The following is a 14,754-nucleotide window of genomic DNA, read 5'->3' as shown; positions in this document are numbered from 1 at the left end:
AGCATGTCCGACATCCTGAGAACGGAAGCCGAGCTCGAGGCGATCTACGGTCGGCCGGTCGAAGCGTCGACGGTCAAGGAAGTGAACTGGATCACGCCGCACTACCGCGCCTACATCGAGGCGTCGCCCTATGCGGCGCTGGCGACGTCCGGCCCCGAGGGTCTCGACTGCTCGCCGCGCGGCGACCGGCCGGGCTTCGTTCGGGTACATGACGAGAAGACGCTCATGCTGCCCGACCGCCGCGGCAACAACCGCATCGATTCGCTGCGCAACATCGTGCGCGACCCGCGGATGGCGCTGCTGTTCATGATCCCCGGCGTCGGTAACACGCTGCGCGTGAACGGCCGCGCCCATCTCAGCGTCGCCCCGGATCTGCTGGAGTCCTTCGCCGTCGAGGAGAAGGCGCCGCGCTCGGTGGCCGTGATCGAGGTCGATGCCGTCTATTTTCAATGCGCTCGCGCGCTGGTCCGCTCGGAGCTGTGGAACCCCAAGCGGCACATCGATCCCAAGTCGTTGCCTAGCGCCGGCCAGATCCTGGCGGCGTTGAGCAACGAGAGAGTTGGCGGCGAAACCTACGATCGCGAATGGCCGGGCCGGGCAGCGGCCACGATGTGGTGATCCGCGAGCGCGAACCGGCGGACGACGAGGCGATCCGCCGCCTGAACGACCTGGCGTTCGGTAGCCCGTTCGAGGGCAAGCTGATCGAGGAGCTACGCGAGGCCTTCATCGATGCGGTCGAGCTGGTGGCGGTCGAGGACGGCGCCATCGTGGGACACATCCTGTTCAGCGCGCTGACGACGATGGTCGACGACGACGCCGTGCCGACCCTGTCGCTCGCGCCGATGTGCGTCCATCCTGACCACCAGAACGCGGGCATCGGCAGCGCCCTCGTCGAGACCGGGCTCGACCTGGCGCGCCGCCGCGAGTGGCAGGCCGTCGTGGTACTCGGCCATCCGGGATTCTATCCGCGCTTCGGCTTCTCGGCCGAGCTGGCCAGCGGCCTCGACGCACCGTTCGAAGGCGACTCGTTCATGGCCCTGGAACTGGTGCCGGGCGCGCTCGACGGAGACGACGGGCTGATCGTCTATCCGACAGCATTCGGCCTGGTTTCCTAGGCCGCCGCGCGCGCGTCCGACGGCGCTTCGAGGGCCTCGATGAAGCGCCGGCAGTAGGCTTCCGCCGTCGTGCGCAGGACCTTCTCCTTCAGAACGCTGTGACGTTCCCGCCGCTCCGACAAGGGCATGGTGAGCGCCACATGCATCGCATCGGCGATGGCATCGGGATCGAACGGGTTCACGATCAGCGCCTCGGTGAGGTCCTGCGCAGCCCCGGCGAACTGCGACAGAACCAGCACGCCGGGATCCTCGTCCGATTGGGCCGCCACGAATTCCTTGGCGACCAGGTTCATGCCGTCGCGCAGTGGCGTCACGACGCCGATCCGGCCGAGGCGGTAAAGTCCCGCCAGGGTCGCGCGCGGCGCAGCCCGGGTGGAATACCTGAGCGGCGTCCAGTCGAACTCCGAGAAGCGGCCGTTGATGCGGCCAGCCAGCCGGTCGAGCTCGGTGCGCAGCTTGCGATACTCGTCGACCTCCTCGCGCGAGCGTGGGCAGATCTGCAGGAAGTGAATGCGCCGCTTGTGCTCGGGATGCTTCTCGATCAGCCGGCCGAAGGCTTCGAAGCGGTGCGGCAGGCCCTTCGAGTAGTCCAGCCGGTCGACGCCGATGGCGAGCGCGCGGTTCGACAGGCTCTCGGCAACCCGCTGCACCGCCTTGTCGCTCTCGGCCCGCACGGCGTCCTGGGCGAAGCTCTGGGCATCGATGCCGATCGGATCGGCGAAGGCGCGCACCCGCCGCCCGGCAAGGCGAATCCACTCGCCCTCGACCGTGGCCCCCAGCAGGCGTTGCGCACAGTCGCGAAAGTCGCGGGCATGTTCCTCGGTCTGGAAGCCGACGACGTCGTAAGCGCAGAGATCGGCGACCAGCTCGCGCGCCACCGGCATGGCCTCGAGCATCGAGGGTGGGACGAAGGGCACGTGCAGGAAAAATCCGAGCCGCCCCTGGAAACCCCGATTACGCAACAGGCGGGCGAACGGGATCAGATGATAGTCGTGCGCCCATACCGTGTCGTCGCCCTGCAGCAGTGGCGCGAGCGCCGAGGCGAAGGAGCGGTTGACCGAGAGGTAGCCCTCGTAGTCCTCGCGGCGGAAATGCATCAACCCCAGCCGGAAGTGCAGTAGCGGCCACAAGGCGCCGTTTGCAAATCCGACGTAAAAGCCACGATAGGCCTCGGGCGTGAGATCGACCGTCGCGTAGGTTACGCCGCGCGCCTCGACGATGGCGGGTTGCGCAGAGGGCTCTGACGATAGCCGTCCGCTCCAGCCGAACCACATCGCCCCGGGCGTCATCAGGTCGCGCAGCGCCACCGCCAGGCCGCCGGCCGAGGCGCCCCGCGCCTTCGGCACCGGGACCCTGTTGGAGACGATCACGAGGCGTGCCACAGCCCCTCCTCCCAGCTCCGCGAGAGCCGCATGGCCGACAGGATGAGGCCGACCTGGCTGTAGGTCTGCGGGAAGTTGCCCCACAGTTCCCCGGTGCGCGGATCGAGGTCCTCGGAGAGCAGCCCGACATGATTGCGCCGGGCCAGCACGTTGTTGAAGAGCTCGAGCGCCTCCTCGCGGCGGCCGACGCTGGCCAGCGCGTCGATGTACCAGAAGGTGCAGAGCAGGAAGGCGTTGGACGGCGCGCCGAAATCGTCGGCCTCGACGTAGCGCATGAGGAAGCCGTTCTTCATCAGCTTCTTCGAAACCATGTCGAGGGTGGCGTGGAAGCGCGGGTCGTCGGAGCGCAGCAGGCCAATTTCGGGAAACACCAGGCTGGAAGCGTCGGCCATTTCGCGATCGAGCACGCCCGACAACCATCCTTCGGATGTGGTGCCCCGCTGGAGGATCTCCTGGCGCAGCACGCCCGCCTTGGCCAGCCATTCGCGCGATTCGCCATCGAGGCCGACCCGTCGCGCGATCAGGCCCAGCCGGTGCTGGGCGGCCCAGCACATGGCGGCCGAGAAAGTGTGAATCTCCTCGCGCTCGCGATATTCCCAGAGGCCGGCATCGGGCGTGAGCGCGGCGCGATGGGCTTCGTCGCCCACGACGCAGAGCTGGCGATAGAGTTCGACATCGCCCTGGCGTGGCAGGCGCTCGTCCCAGAACATCTGGGCCGCCGTCAGCACCATCGAGCCATAGACGTCGTTCTGCCGTTGGCCGACGGCCGCGTTGCCGATACGCACCGGCCCGTAGCCGCGATAGCCGGGCAGCGTATCGATCAGGCGTTCCAGCGTGTCGGTGCCCGGCGCGATCGGGAACAACGGCGCCACATTGTGAACCTCGCCGTGCGTGCTGCCGGCCTCGACCACATCGATGATGAAGCGCACATAGCTTTCCATCGTGCGGGTCGCCGACAGGCGATTGAGCGCCGTCACCGTGAAGAAGGCGTCGCGCAGCCAGGTGAACCGGTAATCCCAGTTGCGCACCGTGCCCGCGGCCTCCGGCACCGACGTCGTAAGGGCGGCCAGTACCGCGCCGGTGTCCTCGTAGCTGCAGAGCTTGAGGGTGATGGCGGCACGAATGACGGCAACCTGCCAGTCGAACGGGATGTTGAGGTCGCGCACCCACCCCTGCCAATAGACCTCCGTCTCGCTGAGGAAGGAGCGCGACAGCTGATCGACATTGTCGGTGATGCTCTCGTCGGCCCCGACGATGAGGGTGAGCGGCCGGTCGAGCGAGAATTCGGTCTCGTGGAGCACGTAGTTCAGCGAGGCGTCGGTGGTGAGCCGCAGCACGGCGTCATCGCCGTAGTAACGTATGTGATTGCTACCCATCGTGACCTGCGACTGGCGCGCACCGTAATTGAAGGTGGGACGCAGGCGCAGGGTAATGCGTGGCCGGCCAGCCACGGGCTCGAGCCGGCGCATCAGCATGGGAGGCCGGAACATGCGCCCGAAACGGCGGAAGCGCGGCGCAAAATCCCAGATGCGCGCTGTGCCGCCCGCGCCGTCGATCGTCGTTTCGAGAATCGCCGTATTAGGAACATAGCGCTGGCGGCTGTCCTTCATGCCGTCGACGACGACGTCCATGAAACCCGACTGCGGATCGTTGCCGCCCAGCAGGGCATTGAAAACCGGATCGCCATCGAGCCGGCCCAGGCCGTGCCAGACGTGGCGACCGTTGCGGTCGATCAGGCTCGCGATCGAACAGTTTCCGACGACGCCGAGATCGAGCGTGCTCATGCCGAAGCTCCCGTCGCCGCCTGCCGCGTTGCCGGCCGCCCCGCAAGCCGCTCGGCATTGCGCGAGAGCCAGGCGCGTACCTGCGCCGGATCGCCATCGAATACGTCCTGGACGCGCAGCCCCTCGCCACCATGCCGACGAGCGGCGCTCATGCCTGCTTCGTCGGTGAAATCGTCGCCGACGAAAATGGGACGCCGGCCCTTGAAGGCATTGTCCTTCATGAAGCGTTCCACCGCGTGCCCCTTCGAGGTGGACCGCGGGCCGATCTCCACGGCCTCGCGCGCCGGGATCAGGCGAAACCACGGGTGATCGTCGGGCACGAGGGCCCGAACGACCCGCCACACATCGTCATGGCGTTCCGGCGCCAGGCGATAGTGAATGGCACAACCATGCGGCTTGGGTTCGATGAGCACACCTGGCCATCTCTCGGTCGCCGCAACCAGCGAGTCCCGCCAAGCCTGCGTCACCGCAAGACCGGCGGGCATCTCCTCGACCGTGCCGTCGCTGAACCGCAGGGTGACGCCATGCTCGCCGGCGGCGGCGGAGGTAAACGGCTTGAGGAGCTGGTCTATCGTCTTGAGCGACCGCCCGCTGACGATCGCGAGCGCGCCCCCGAGGATTGCATGAAGGTGTGCAAGAAGTTCCGGCAGCGCCGGTGGAACCACCACGAGTTCCGGCGTGGCGGCGATTTCCAGCAAGGTCCCGTCCAGATCGAGGAAGAGTGCCGAGCCGTAGTCGAATTCCGTTGCTGCCATCTCGTCCCCTTTGCGCCTTGGTTGCCTGGGGCGCGAAGGGGCCTTTGACCACAACACGCCGCGATTCGGGGGCCGTCCCGAGTGAAGCGGCCGCGCCTGGCGCGTGCCTTTCCAACGCTGAAAGACCACATTGGTTCCTCAAAAAGACGCAGTGTTGTGGCGACAGCAAGGCAAGAGATGCAATGCCGCGAACCGAGGAACGTCCTCAGGGGAAGGGCGTTGACAGGCCGCCAAGCCATTCAACGCTCAACAGAGGAGACCGTCATGAGCAGCACCACGGACAAGATCAAGGGCGTCACCAACGAGGCCATCGGCAATGCCAAGCAGGGCATCGGCAAGATGGTCGACAGCGACAAGATGCGGGTCGAGGGCGCTATCCAGGAGCGCAAGGGCGAAGCGCAGCAGGCCGTCGGCAAGACCAAGGACGCGCTGAAGAAGGCGATCGACGGCTAACCCCGCGATCCCTGATCTGCACGGAGCAGGACGCCCGCCGAAAGACGGGCGTCCTTTTTCTTGCTCCGCGTTTGGCCTAGGGTACCGGATCTCCCAGATGGCGGTCCCATGCTTCCTTCCCAACGTGAACTCTTCGACATCCCGCGCGACGTCTGCTTCCTCAATGCCGCCGCGTGGAGTCCGCTACCGCTTGCCGTTCAGGAAGCGGGCCGCATCGGTGTGGCGCGCAAAGGGCAGCCCTGGAAGCTCGAAGCCGATTTCATGTCGAAGCAGTACGAACGCGCGCGTCGCGCGGCGGCGGCGTTGATCGGCGCCGATCCCGCCGATATCGCCTTGATTCCGTCGGTGGGCTACGGCGTCTCGACCGCCGGCAAGGTGATGAGCCTGCCGCGCGGCAGCCGTGTGCTTGTGCTTCAGGACGACCACACCTCGCCGGTGCTCGAGTGGATGAGCCGCGCCGAAGAGGGCGGCTTTGCGGTCGAGCAGGTGAGACAGCCCGCCGACGGTGACTGGACCTCGGCGGTTCTGGAAGCGATGACGCGTGCGGGCGCGGCCCCCTTGTCGCTGGTCTCGATCTCGTCCGTGCATTGGTCGGATGGCGGCGCCATCGACCTGCCGCGCGTTGCCGAAGCGGCACGCCAGTCGGGCGCGGCGTTCCTGGTCGATGCGACGCACGATGCCGGCGTCCGCCGCATCGACGTCAAGACGCTCGATCCCGACTTCCTGATCTTCCCAACCTACAAGTGGGTCCTGGGTCCCTATGGCCGCGCCTTCCTGTATGTCGCCAAGCGTCGTCAGAACGGTGTGCCGCTGGAGCAGACCGCGCCGGCGCGCAAGGGCGTGGCCGCGGAGCAGAAGGTCTATTTCCGCGACCTCTCCTATGCCGACGGCGCCCGCCGCTACGACATGGGCGAACGCGACCATTTCATCACCCTCGAAATGGCCGCCGTCGGCATGGAGATGATGGCAGGTTGGGGCAACGATCCCATCGTTGCGCGGCTCACCATGCTCACGGATCGGCTGGCCGACGGGCTCGCGAACTCCGGCGTTCGCGTGATCGACCGCAAGCTGCGCGCGCCGCACCTCCTCTGCCTCCAGTTCCCCAAGGGCATGGACGACGACCTGCCGCAGAAGCTGGCCGCGGAAAGTGTCTACGCGGCGCCGCGCCTCGGCCGGCTACGCATCAGCCCGCACGTCTACAACGACGAGCAGGACGTCGATCGCTTCGTCGAGGTGTTCAGGAAGGTCGCGCTGTAGGATCGCCTCGCGCTGCGTATTCGCGCAGCACGGATCGTCCATGGCATCGTGATTGCATTCGGATGAGCGGTGCTGGCCCGACGAAATCTTGCCGGCGCGCGTAACAGAGGGACCGGCACTTGCGTAACACTCGTCGACACATCCTCGGGCAGCTTCTCGTCACGGCACTCGCCTCGCCGTTCATCTCCCGCGCCGCCTCGGCGCAGGGCAAGTATCCCGAGCGGCCGATCAAGATGATCGTACCCTTCCCGCCGGGCGGCGGTGTCGACCTCACGGCGCGACTCATGATGGAGCCGCTATCCAAGGAGCTCGGCCAGACGATCATCATCGAGAACAAGGGGGGCGCTGGAGGAATCATCGGCGTCGAGGCGATGTCGCATGCCGCGCCCGACGGCTACACGCTGTCGCTCACCGGCGCCGGCACGCTGACCGCCGGCCCGCATCTGCGCAGCAAGATGCCTTACGATCCGATGGCGCTGACGCAGATCACGCGACTGGTGCGAATGCCCTTCATCCTGGCGGTGCGCAACGACCTGCCGGCGAAGACCCTGCCGGAGTTCATGGAGCTGGCGAGGAAGCAGGAGTTGCGCTGGGCTTCGGGCGGCATCGGCACCAGCCAGCATCTCGCCGGCGAGCTCTTCACCCAGATGTCCGGCCTGAAGATGATCCACGTTCCCTATCGCGGCACCGGCCCGGCCCTGAACGATCTGGCGGCCGGCATCGTCGACGCCTATTTCGGCGATCCCGCAACGCTCGGCCTGATCCGCAGCGGAAAGGCGCGCGCCATGGCCGTGACGTCGCCGGAGCGCTGGCCCGTCCTGCCCGACTCGCCGGCGCTCGCCGAAGCGGTGAAGGGCTACGAGGCGGAGAACTGGTACGGCCTCGCCGCCCCGGCCGGCGTGCCGAAGCCGATCGTCGACCGCCTATACGCCGCCATCGCCAAGGTGCTGGCCGAACCGGAAGTGAAGAAGAAATACGACGAGAGCGGCCTTACCCCGGCTCTCCTGCCGCCGACGGAATACGTGGCCTTCCTGAAGCGCGATTCAGTTACCTGGGGCGACGTGGTACGCAAGGGCAACATCAAGATCGACGAGTAAGAATGTCCTCCCGTCTGGCCGTCGACATCGGCGGCACGTTCACCGACGTCGTGCTCGAAACCGGCACGAAATCCCATGCCATCAAGGTCCTGACCACGCCCGATGCGCCCGAACGCGCCGTGCTGGAGGGCGTGCGTTCCATCCTGGCCGAAGCGAAATGCCGGCCGCAGGACGTGTCGCTCGTGGTTCACGGCACGACGCTGGCCACCAACGCGCTGATCGAGCGCAAGGGCGCGCGCACCGCACTGATCACGACGGAAGGATTCCGAGATTCCGTCGAGATGGCGTGGGAGCACCGCTTCGAGCAATACGACATCTACATGGAGCGGCCGCAGCCGCTGGTGTCGCGCGACCTGCGCTTCGGGATCCCGGAGCGCGTGGCCTCCGACGGCGCGGTGTTGCTGGCGCTCGACGAGGCCGCTGTGCGCCGCGTCGCGGCACGACTGAAAGCAGAGAGGATCGAGGCGGTCGCCGTCTGCTTCCTGCACAGCTTTACCAACGAGGCCCATGAGCGACGTGCCGGAGCGATCCTGGCCGAGGAACTGCCCGGCATCGCCGTCTCGCTCTCCTGCGAGGTCTGCCCCGAGATCCGCGAATACGAGCGCACCTCGACGACCATCGCCAACGCCTATGTCCTGCCGCGCATGGAGGGATATCTCGGCCAGCTCGAGACCGATCTCAGGGCGGAAGGCATCGTGGCGCCGCTGTTGCTGATGATGTCGTCGGGCGGCATCACCACGGTCGACACGGCACGCCGCTACCCCGTGCGCCTGGTCGAGTCCGGGCCGGCGGGCGGGGCCATCCTGGCGCGCGCGGTAGCGGCCGAAAACGATGCGCGCAAGGCCGTCGCCTTCGACATGGGCGGCACCACCGCCAAGCTCACCCTCCTCGACGATCTCGATCTGCAGCGTTCGCGCCAGTTCGAGGTCGCGCGCGCCTATCGCTTCGTGCAGGGCTCCGGACTGCCGGTCCGCATTCCCGTCATCGAACTGGTCGAGATCGGCGCCGGCGGCGGCTCGATCGCGCGTCTCGATGCGCTGGGCCGCATCCAGGTCGGCCCCGATTCCGCCGGCAGCGTCCCGGGGCCAGCCTGTTACGGGCGCGGCGGCACCGAGCCCACCGTGACCGACGCCGATACGGCGCTGGGGCGCCTCGATCCCACGCGCTTCGCGGGCGGCGCCATTCCGCTTCACCGCGACAAGGCCGAGGCCGCCCTGCAGTCGCTGGCCGGCCCGCTCGGCACCGATGCCCAGGGCGCGGCGGCCGGCGTGGCGGAGATCGTCGACGAGACCATGGCGAGCGCTGCCCGCGTGCATGCCGTCGAGAACGGCAAGGACACCGCCGATCGCACGCTGATCGCCTTCGGCGGCGCCGCGCCGCTGCATGCCGCACGGCTCGCCCGCAAGCTCGGCATGAAGCGGGTCATCGTGCCGATGGGCGCCGGCGTCGGTTCGGCCTTCGGCTTCCTGCGCGCCTCGATTGCCTACGAGGTGGTGAGGACGCGCCATGTCCGGCTCGACATGTTCGACGCGAAGACGTTGAACGAGCTGTTCGCGACGATGCGGGCGGAGGCCGAGGCCGTGGTGCGGCCGGCGGCGCCAGGCGAGACGCTGGTGGAATCGCGCCAGGCCTTCATGCGCTATCGCGGCCAGGGCCATGAGATCGCCGTGCCGCTGCCCAACCAGCCGTTCAGCGCTGACGCCGCGAGCGACCTGCGCCGCCGCTTCGAGGCGACCTACGAGCAGGTGTTCGGCCGCGCCATTCCCAAGCTCGAGGTCGAGGCCCTGACCTGGACCCTGTCGATCGGCACCGACCGGCCGCTGCCGCCGCCGGCCTCATCCGTCGCCCGGGTCGCGGCACCGGCAGCGTCGGGCCACCGCGAGGTGCTGGATCCCGCGACCGGTCTCCTGGAGCGCGCGGCCCTTCATGAGCGCAAGCTGCTGGAGCCGGGCATGGCGCTCGACGGTCCGGCACTCATCGTCGAGGATGGCACCACCACCGTCGTCCCGAACGGGTTCATCGCCCATGTCAACGCGGTGGGTCAGATCGTCCTGGAGGACCGCGCATGAGCACGACCACCCAAGCACAAGCCAAATCACCGCTGGGTGATATCCGCCTGCAGGTCATGTGGAACCGCCTGCTCTCCGTCGTCGAGGAGCAGGCCCGGGCGCTGGTACGCACCGCCTTCTCGACCAGCGCGCGCGAGGCCGGCGACATCTCGGCCGGCGTGTTCGACCTCGAGGGCCGAATGCTGGCGCAGGCGGTCACCGGCACGCCGGGTCACGTGAATTCGATGGCGCGCAGCGTCATCCACTTCATCCGAGAGTTTCCCGTCGAGACGATGAAGCCGGGCGACGCCTACCTGACCAACGATCCGTGGAAAGGCACCGGCCATCTCTACGACATCGTCGTCACCTCGCCCGCCTTCCACAACGGCAAGCTGGTGGCGCTGTTCTCCTGCACCACGCATGTGGTCGACATCGGCGGTCTCGGCCAGTCGCCCGACGGACGCCAGGTCTTCCATGAAGGACTCTTCCTCCCGCTGCTGCCGCTGATGCGCGAGGGCGTGATCGACGAGAGCGTGATGCGCATCGTGCGCGCCAACGTGCGCGAGCCGGTGCAGGTCGAGGGCGACATCCACGCCCTGATCGGCTGTAACGGGATCGGCGAAAGGCGTCTTTCCGACATGATGGCGGAGCACGGGATCGACACTCTCGACGAGCTCGGCACGCACATCATCGAGAAGAGCCGCGCCGGCATGATCGCGGCCATATCCAAGCTGCCGCGCGGCACCTGGAAGGGCCATATGCGGATCGACGGCTATGACGCGCCGATCGACCTGCATGCCGCCGTCACGATCCATGCCGATCATATCTCGGTCGATTATGCCGGCACCTCGGGCTCGTCTATCTACGGTATCAATTCGCCGATGTGCTACACTGAGGCTTACACCGCCTTCGGCATCAAGTGTGTGGTGGCGCCGACCATTCCGAACAATGCCGGCACGCTCGACTCGATCCTGGTCACGGCACCCGAAAACACCATCGTCAACGCGCTCTACCCGGCGGCGGTGAATGCACGCAGCACGATCGGCCACATGCTGCCCGACGTCTGCTTCGACGCGCTGCATCAGGTCATTCCGGGACAGGTTCCCGCGGAAGGCACGTCCAACCTCTGGAACCTGAAGCTCGGCGCCGGACACGGCATGACCGGGACGATTGGCAACAGCCGCCCCTTCATGGTGACGACCTTCCACTCCGGCGGCGCGGGCGCACGCCCGACGCTCGACGGACTCTCCGCGACGCCCTTCCCCTCCGGCGTGCGCAACGTGCCGGTCGAGATCACCGAGACCATCGCGCCCGTCGTCGTCTGGAAGAAGGAGTATCGCCAGGACTCGGGCGGAGCCGGCGCACAGCGCGGCGGCCTCGGTCAGGTGATGGAGGTCGAGCATCGCGAAGGCGCGCCCTTCGGCATCTTCGCGACCTTCGAGCGGGTCAAGTATCCGGCGCGCGGCCGCGACGGCGGCAAGCCCGGCGCCAACGGCCGCCTGTCGCTCGCCTCGGGCCAGGAGCTGAAGGCCAAGGGCTTCCAGACCATCCCGGCCGGCGAGCGGCTGGTGGTGGAGATGCCCGGCGGCGGCGGCTATGGCGATCCCGCCGCGCGCGATCCGGAAGCCGTCAAACGCGACGTGCAGCTGGGCCTCGTCAGCAAGGAAGCAGCAAAGGCCGCCTACGGCGTCGAGGGCGATTAGGACACGCCACTCGCCATGGAGCGCGCCACTCCAGTGGCGCCTCATGAAGAGGAAGAGCGCCACTGGAGTGGCGCGCTCCAATGAAGTCCCGTCAGAAACTCTTGTCGAACTCCGGGCGGTGCTTATTGCGCAGCTTGAAGTTCTGCCGTTCGGCCTTGCGCGGCGCGCGTACCCAGACCTCGCGGTTGGGATGCAGGCCGCCGCCGCGCGTCGCGGGCACCGCGCTGGTGCGGGCGCGATGGAGCAGACGCGTATCGGCGATGCCGCAGTTGGGATGGATGCCGCCATTGTCGGCGACGACCTTGTCCCACGCCGCCTTGCGCTTGGCATAGATGGCCGGATCGGCGAGCTGGGTGCAGTTCAGCTCGTTGATGTTGAGGTCGGCCACGATCTCGTCGCCCTCTTCGACCAGCCCGATCGGGCCGCCGATCGCCGCCTCCGGCCCGACATGGCCGATGACGAGGCCGACCGAGCCGCCCGAGAAGCGCGCGTCGGTCATCAGGGCCACGACGATGTTGCGCTCGCGGCAGAGCGTCGTGATGCGCGAGGTCGGATCGAGCATCTCCGGCATGCCGGGGGCACCGCTCGGCCCCTCGTAGCGCACGATGATCATGTCGTGGTTCTGGAAGGTCTCCGGCGTCTCGTCGAGCGCCTTGAGCAGGCCCTGCTCGCCCTCGAACACGCGGGCGCGACCGCGGAACAGGTTGTTCTCGAGACCACCCTCGACACCCGCAAGCTTCAGGATGGCGGAGAAGTCCGGCGACAGGTTGCCGCCAAGCATGCGCAGGCCGCCGGTCGGCTTGTAGGGCTTCTCGACCGGGTAGACGACCTTGCCGTCGGCCTTCTTGGCGCCTAGCCGCTCTACCTGCCGGGCGAGCGTCTCGCCGGTGCAGGTCAGCACGTCGCCGTTCAGCAGCCCGGCATCCAGCAGCTCGCGCACGATCACCTGCACGCCGCCCACCTTGTCGATGTCGACCATCGAGTACTTGCCGTAGGGGCGTGCGTCGGTCAGCACGGGGACGATGTTCTGCGAGAGGTAGTTGAACTCCTCCGGCGTCATCACGTCCTTCCAGAAGTCGCCGTAGCCGGCGGCACGGGCGATTTCCGGCGCGTGCAGCACGACGTTGGTCGAGCCGCCGACCGCCATCGCCACGATCACCGCGTTGCGGATCGAATCGCGCACGACGATGTCGCGCGGCTTCAGGTCGTTCTTCATCAGGTTGGCCAGATGATCGACCAGTTCGGCCGCGAATTCGTTGGTGCGGCGCGGATCGTCGGACGGCGGCGCCACCATGTGCAGCGGCTGCATGCCGACCACGCCGATGAAGGTCTGCATGGTGTTGTAGGTGAACATGCCGCCGCAGCTGCCGATGCCGGGGCAGGCATGGCACGCGATGAGATGCCTGTAGTCGGCGTCGGGATGGCCGGCGACCTGGTAGGCGCTCACGATGTCGAGCGCCTCGCCCGTGTTCGGCTCCTTGCCGGGATGGATCGCGCCGTCCGACATGATGATCGACGGCAGGTTATGCTCGAGCAACGCTGAGAGCGTGCCGACCGGCGGCTTGTCGCAGGCCACGACCGCAATCGTGCCGGCGAGGCCGGTGGCGCTCAGATGTTCGCACAAAGCGTCCTGCGTCACCTCGCGACCGATCAGCGAGTAGCGCATCTCGCGCGTGCCGTTGCGGATGCCGTCCGAGGTGGCGATCGTGTACTCGGGCTGCACCAGGCGCATCTTGAGCTGGTTCGGCCCCGTGCCGATGCGGGCCTTGAGCTGGGCGTGGATCGCCTCGACCTTGGACAGGACGCCGAGATAGCACTGGCTGTCGCCCTTGGTGCCGACGACGCCGACCGACGGTTCGTGAATCAGGTCCGGATCGGTGCCGAGCGCGCGGGCGACACCGATGGTCTGGGCCGAGCGACCCGGGTGCCGGTCAATGGTCACAAACTTCGGCTTCATCACAACCATCCCATAGGACTTGCAGACATTGGCCCGCCGTTCGGGCGAGCAGGTTCGGCGGTATATCACAGGCACGGCTGGCCATTCCCACGATTTATTCGCGGGTATGACGGGCGCAAAGCCGCTCCCCGGAACCGGGGCGGATCGAGGCCTGGCCCTACGACCCCTTCATCGCCGTCAGCACCTTTGCAGCCAGTGTCCCCGAATGCTGGGAGACGTAGCGGCTCACGACACGGTCGATGAAGGCATGCTGACGCGCGTTGGAGGTAAGCGCCCACGCCGCCGTCGCGGCATAGACCATGTCGCGCAGGAGCGCGGGTTCGTACTTGTCCTTGAGCTTGGCCAGGTCGCTGTAGTCCCGGCGCACCATTCCCGCGACGATTCGGGTGATGTCGAGGGCTACGGGCTCGGAACGGTTGGCCGTCCGGGCGAAGAAGTCGGCGACCATGAGGGCATATCGGCCGTCGCCGCTGGCGAAGGACGCGCCCCACAGGATGTCGAGATGGGTCGGCATCGCGATCCTGAGGTCGGTCAACCGGCCTGGCAGGCCGGCGAACTGGCCCACCAGTGTCGGATCCGTCCCGGCCTGAGCCAGGCGAGCCTGCAAATCATTCGAGACGGGCTGGCCGGCCAGTTGAAGGGCCGCGGCAATCGTCGTGGCCAGGCGGGCATCGGGTCGAGCCGGGACGAGCTTCTCGATCCATCCCGGCTGGGTCTCAAACACGACGGCGAGAAATCCGGCGACGGGCGGATAGGCGACCCACTCCCGATGCCTCTTGCCGAAGGCATCGAGCACGCCGACCAGCCGCTCCGGCCGAGGATCGCGATAGTAGTAGGTGATGACGTCGTCGGCCTCGCTCGTCGACGGCGACGCAGGCTGCGCCATGGGCGCCACGAGCGTTCCCAGGTCGATCATGACCAGCAACGCGAACAGTTTGACCAAGCCGAACACCTTCACCCTGGATCTCCCCCTTGACGAAGAGAGGTTGCAGATCCCGCCCGCACATTGCAACCATGCGATGAAGCTGGCCGATCGTCCATGCCCACACGGCGGCCCCGCCAATTCCAAGGAGGCGCGCCATTCCACTTGGCGCTAGTCTCTGCGCCGGAAAAGAAACGAGGAAACCAAGATGTGGCAGCCCAGCGAGCGCTACCCCGATCCGGCCGTGCGCGTGCTCGATCCGTCGTTCAACCAGTACCGGC

At 67.3% G+C, this 14,754-nt stretch carries 12 protein-coding genes; 7 read left to right on the top strand and 5 right to left on the bottom strand.

The features are described 5' to 3' along the window. Positions 1–3 precede the first annotated feature (3 nt). On the top strand, positions 4–618 hold the full coding sequence (locus tag Q0Q48_RS15680) for a pyridoxamine 5'-phosphate oxidase family protein (protein WP_295139509.1): 615 nt from the start codon (positions 4–6) through the stop codon (positions 616–618). After that, positions 585–1,115, top strand: a complete 531-nt coding sequence (locus Q0Q48_RS15675; protein WP_295139507.1) for an N-acetyltransferase — start codon at positions 585–587, stop codon at positions 1,113–1,115. The genes Q0Q48_RS15680 and Q0Q48_RS15675 overlap by 34 nt, the downstream gene beginning before the upstream one ends. Here Q0Q48_RS15675 and Q0Q48_RS15670 read toward each other — a convergent pair. From Q0Q48_RS15670 to otsB, 3 genes are read right to left on the bottom strand one after another with little or no spacing between them, the layout of a single operon-like run. Then, positions 1,112–2,497, bottom strand: coding sequence for a trehalose-6-phosphate synthase (locus tag Q0Q48_RS15670; RefSeq protein ID WP_295139504.1), 1,386 nt, complete (start codon positions 2,495–2,497; stop codon positions 1,112–1,114). The two genes, Q0Q48_RS15675 and Q0Q48_RS15670, sit on opposite strands and share 4 nt — an antisense overlap. Next, entirely contained in the window at positions 2,482–4,281 is a 1,800-nt protein-coding gene (locus Q0Q48_RS15665; RefSeq protein ID WP_295139501.1) for a glycoside hydrolase family 15 protein, read from the bottom strand. The genes Q0Q48_RS15670 and Q0Q48_RS15665 overlap by 16 nt, the downstream gene beginning before the upstream one ends. After that, positions 4,278–5,036 carry a trehalose-phosphatase gene (otsB, locus tag Q0Q48_RS15660; RefSeq protein ID WP_295139499.1) on the bottom strand — a complete coding sequence of 253 codons (759 nt, stop codon included), beginning with the start codon at positions 5,034–5,036 and terminating at the stop codon, positions 4,278–4,280. Before otsB ends, Q0Q48_RS15665 begins: the two co-directional genes overlap by 4 nt. Positions 5,037–5,300: 264 nt before the next feature. Here otsB and Q0Q48_RS15655 point away from each other — a divergent pair, with 264 nt between their 5' ends. From Q0Q48_RS15655 to Q0Q48_RS15635, 5 genes are all read left to right on the top strand, one after another. Further along, positions 5,301–5,489 carry a CsbD family protein gene (locus Q0Q48_RS15655; protein WP_295139497.1) on the top strand — a complete coding sequence of 63 codons (189 nt, stop codon included), beginning with the start codon at positions 5,301–5,303 and terminating at the stop codon, positions 5,487–5,489. Positions 5,490–5,597: 108 nt separating this feature from the next. Further along, on the top strand, positions 5,598–6,746 hold the full coding sequence (locus tag Q0Q48_RS15650) for an aminotransferase class V-fold PLP-dependent enzyme (RefSeq protein ID WP_295139495.1): 1,149 nt from the start codon (positions 5,598–5,600) through the stop codon (positions 6,744–6,746). Between the two features lie 119 nt (positions 6,747–6,865). Then, positions 6,866–7,843, top strand: coding sequence for a tripartite tricarboxylate transporter substrate binding protein (locus tag Q0Q48_RS15645; RefSeq protein ID WP_295139492.1), 978 nt, complete (start codon positions 6,866–6,868; stop codon positions 7,841–7,843). Positions 7,844–7,845: 2 nt separating this feature from the next. Continuing rightward, positions 7,846–9,912 (top strand): hydantoinase/oxoprolinase family protein, encoded by a 2,067-nt coding sequence (locus Q0Q48_RS15640; RefSeq protein WP_295139488.1) that lies wholly within the window; start codon positions 7,846–7,848, stop codon positions 9,910–9,912. Beyond that, on the top strand, positions 9,909–11,594 hold the full coding sequence (locus Q0Q48_RS15635) for a hydantoinase B/oxoprolinase family protein (protein WP_295139485.1): 1,686 nt from the start codon (positions 9,909–9,911) through the stop codon (positions 11,592–11,594). The genes Q0Q48_RS15640 and Q0Q48_RS15635 overlap by 4 nt, the downstream gene beginning before the upstream one ends. Before the next feature lie 91 nt (positions 11,595–11,685). Here Q0Q48_RS15635 and Q0Q48_RS15630 read toward each other — a convergent pair whose 3' ends face one another. After that, complete coding sequence (locus Q0Q48_RS15630) at positions 11,686–13,551, bottom strand: dihydroxy-acid dehydratase (protein ID WP_295139482.1); 1,866 nt, start codon at positions 13,549–13,551, stop codon at positions 11,686–11,688. Between the two features lie 157 nt (positions 13,552–13,708). Beyond that, positions 13,709–14,509 carry a hypothetical protein gene (locus tag Q0Q48_RS15625; protein WP_295139479.1) on the bottom strand — a complete coding sequence of 267 codons (801 nt, stop codon included), beginning with the start codon at positions 14,507–14,509 and terminating at the stop codon, positions 13,709–13,711. Positions 14,510–14,754 lie beyond the last annotated feature (245 nt).

Origin of the sequence: uncultured Reyranella sp. (assembly GCF_945957355.1) — a bacterium.
Classification (GTDB): domain Bacteria; phylum Pseudomonadota; class Alphaproteobacteria; order Reyranellales; family Reyranellaceae; genus Reyranella.
Note: the sequence above shows the minus strand (reverse complement) of the source record. Positions and strands in the feature narration are given on the sequence as shown.

Coding starts and splice junctions, on each gene's coding strand:
- Q0Q48_RS15680 (WP_295139509.1), top strand. CDS start 4: ATGTCCGACATCCTGAGAACGGAAGCCGAGCTCGAGGCGATCTACGGT.
- Q0Q48_RS15675 (WP_295139507.1), top strand. CDS start 585: ATGGCCGGGCCGGGCAGCGGCCACGATGTGGTGATCCGCGAGCGCGAA.
- Q0Q48_RS15665 (WP_295139501.1), bottom strand. CDS start 4,281: ATGAGCACGCTCGATCTCGGCGTCGTCGGAAACTGTTCGATCGCGAGC.
- otsB (WP_295139499.1), bottom strand. CDS start 5,036: ATGGCAGCAACGGAATTCGACTACGGCTCGGCACTCTTCCTCGATCTG.
- Q0Q48_RS15655 (WP_295139497.1), top strand. CDS start 5,301: ATGAGCAGCACCACGGACAAGATCAAGGGCGTCACCAACGAGGCCATC.
- Q0Q48_RS15650 (WP_295139495.1), top strand. CDS start 5,598: ATGCTTCCTTCCCAACGTGAACTCTTCGACATCCCGCGCGACGTCTGC.
- Q0Q48_RS15640 (WP_295139488.1), top strand. CDS start 7,846: ATGTCCTCCCGTCTGGCCGTCGACATCGGCGGCACGTTCACCGACGTC.
- Q0Q48_RS15635 (WP_295139485.1), top strand. CDS start 9,909: ATGAGCACGACCACCCAAGCACAAGCCAAATCACCGCTGGGTGATATC.
- Q0Q48_RS15630 (WP_295139482.1), bottom strand. CDS start 13,551: ATGAAGCCGAAGTTTGTGACCATTGACCGGCACCCGGGTCGCTCGGCC.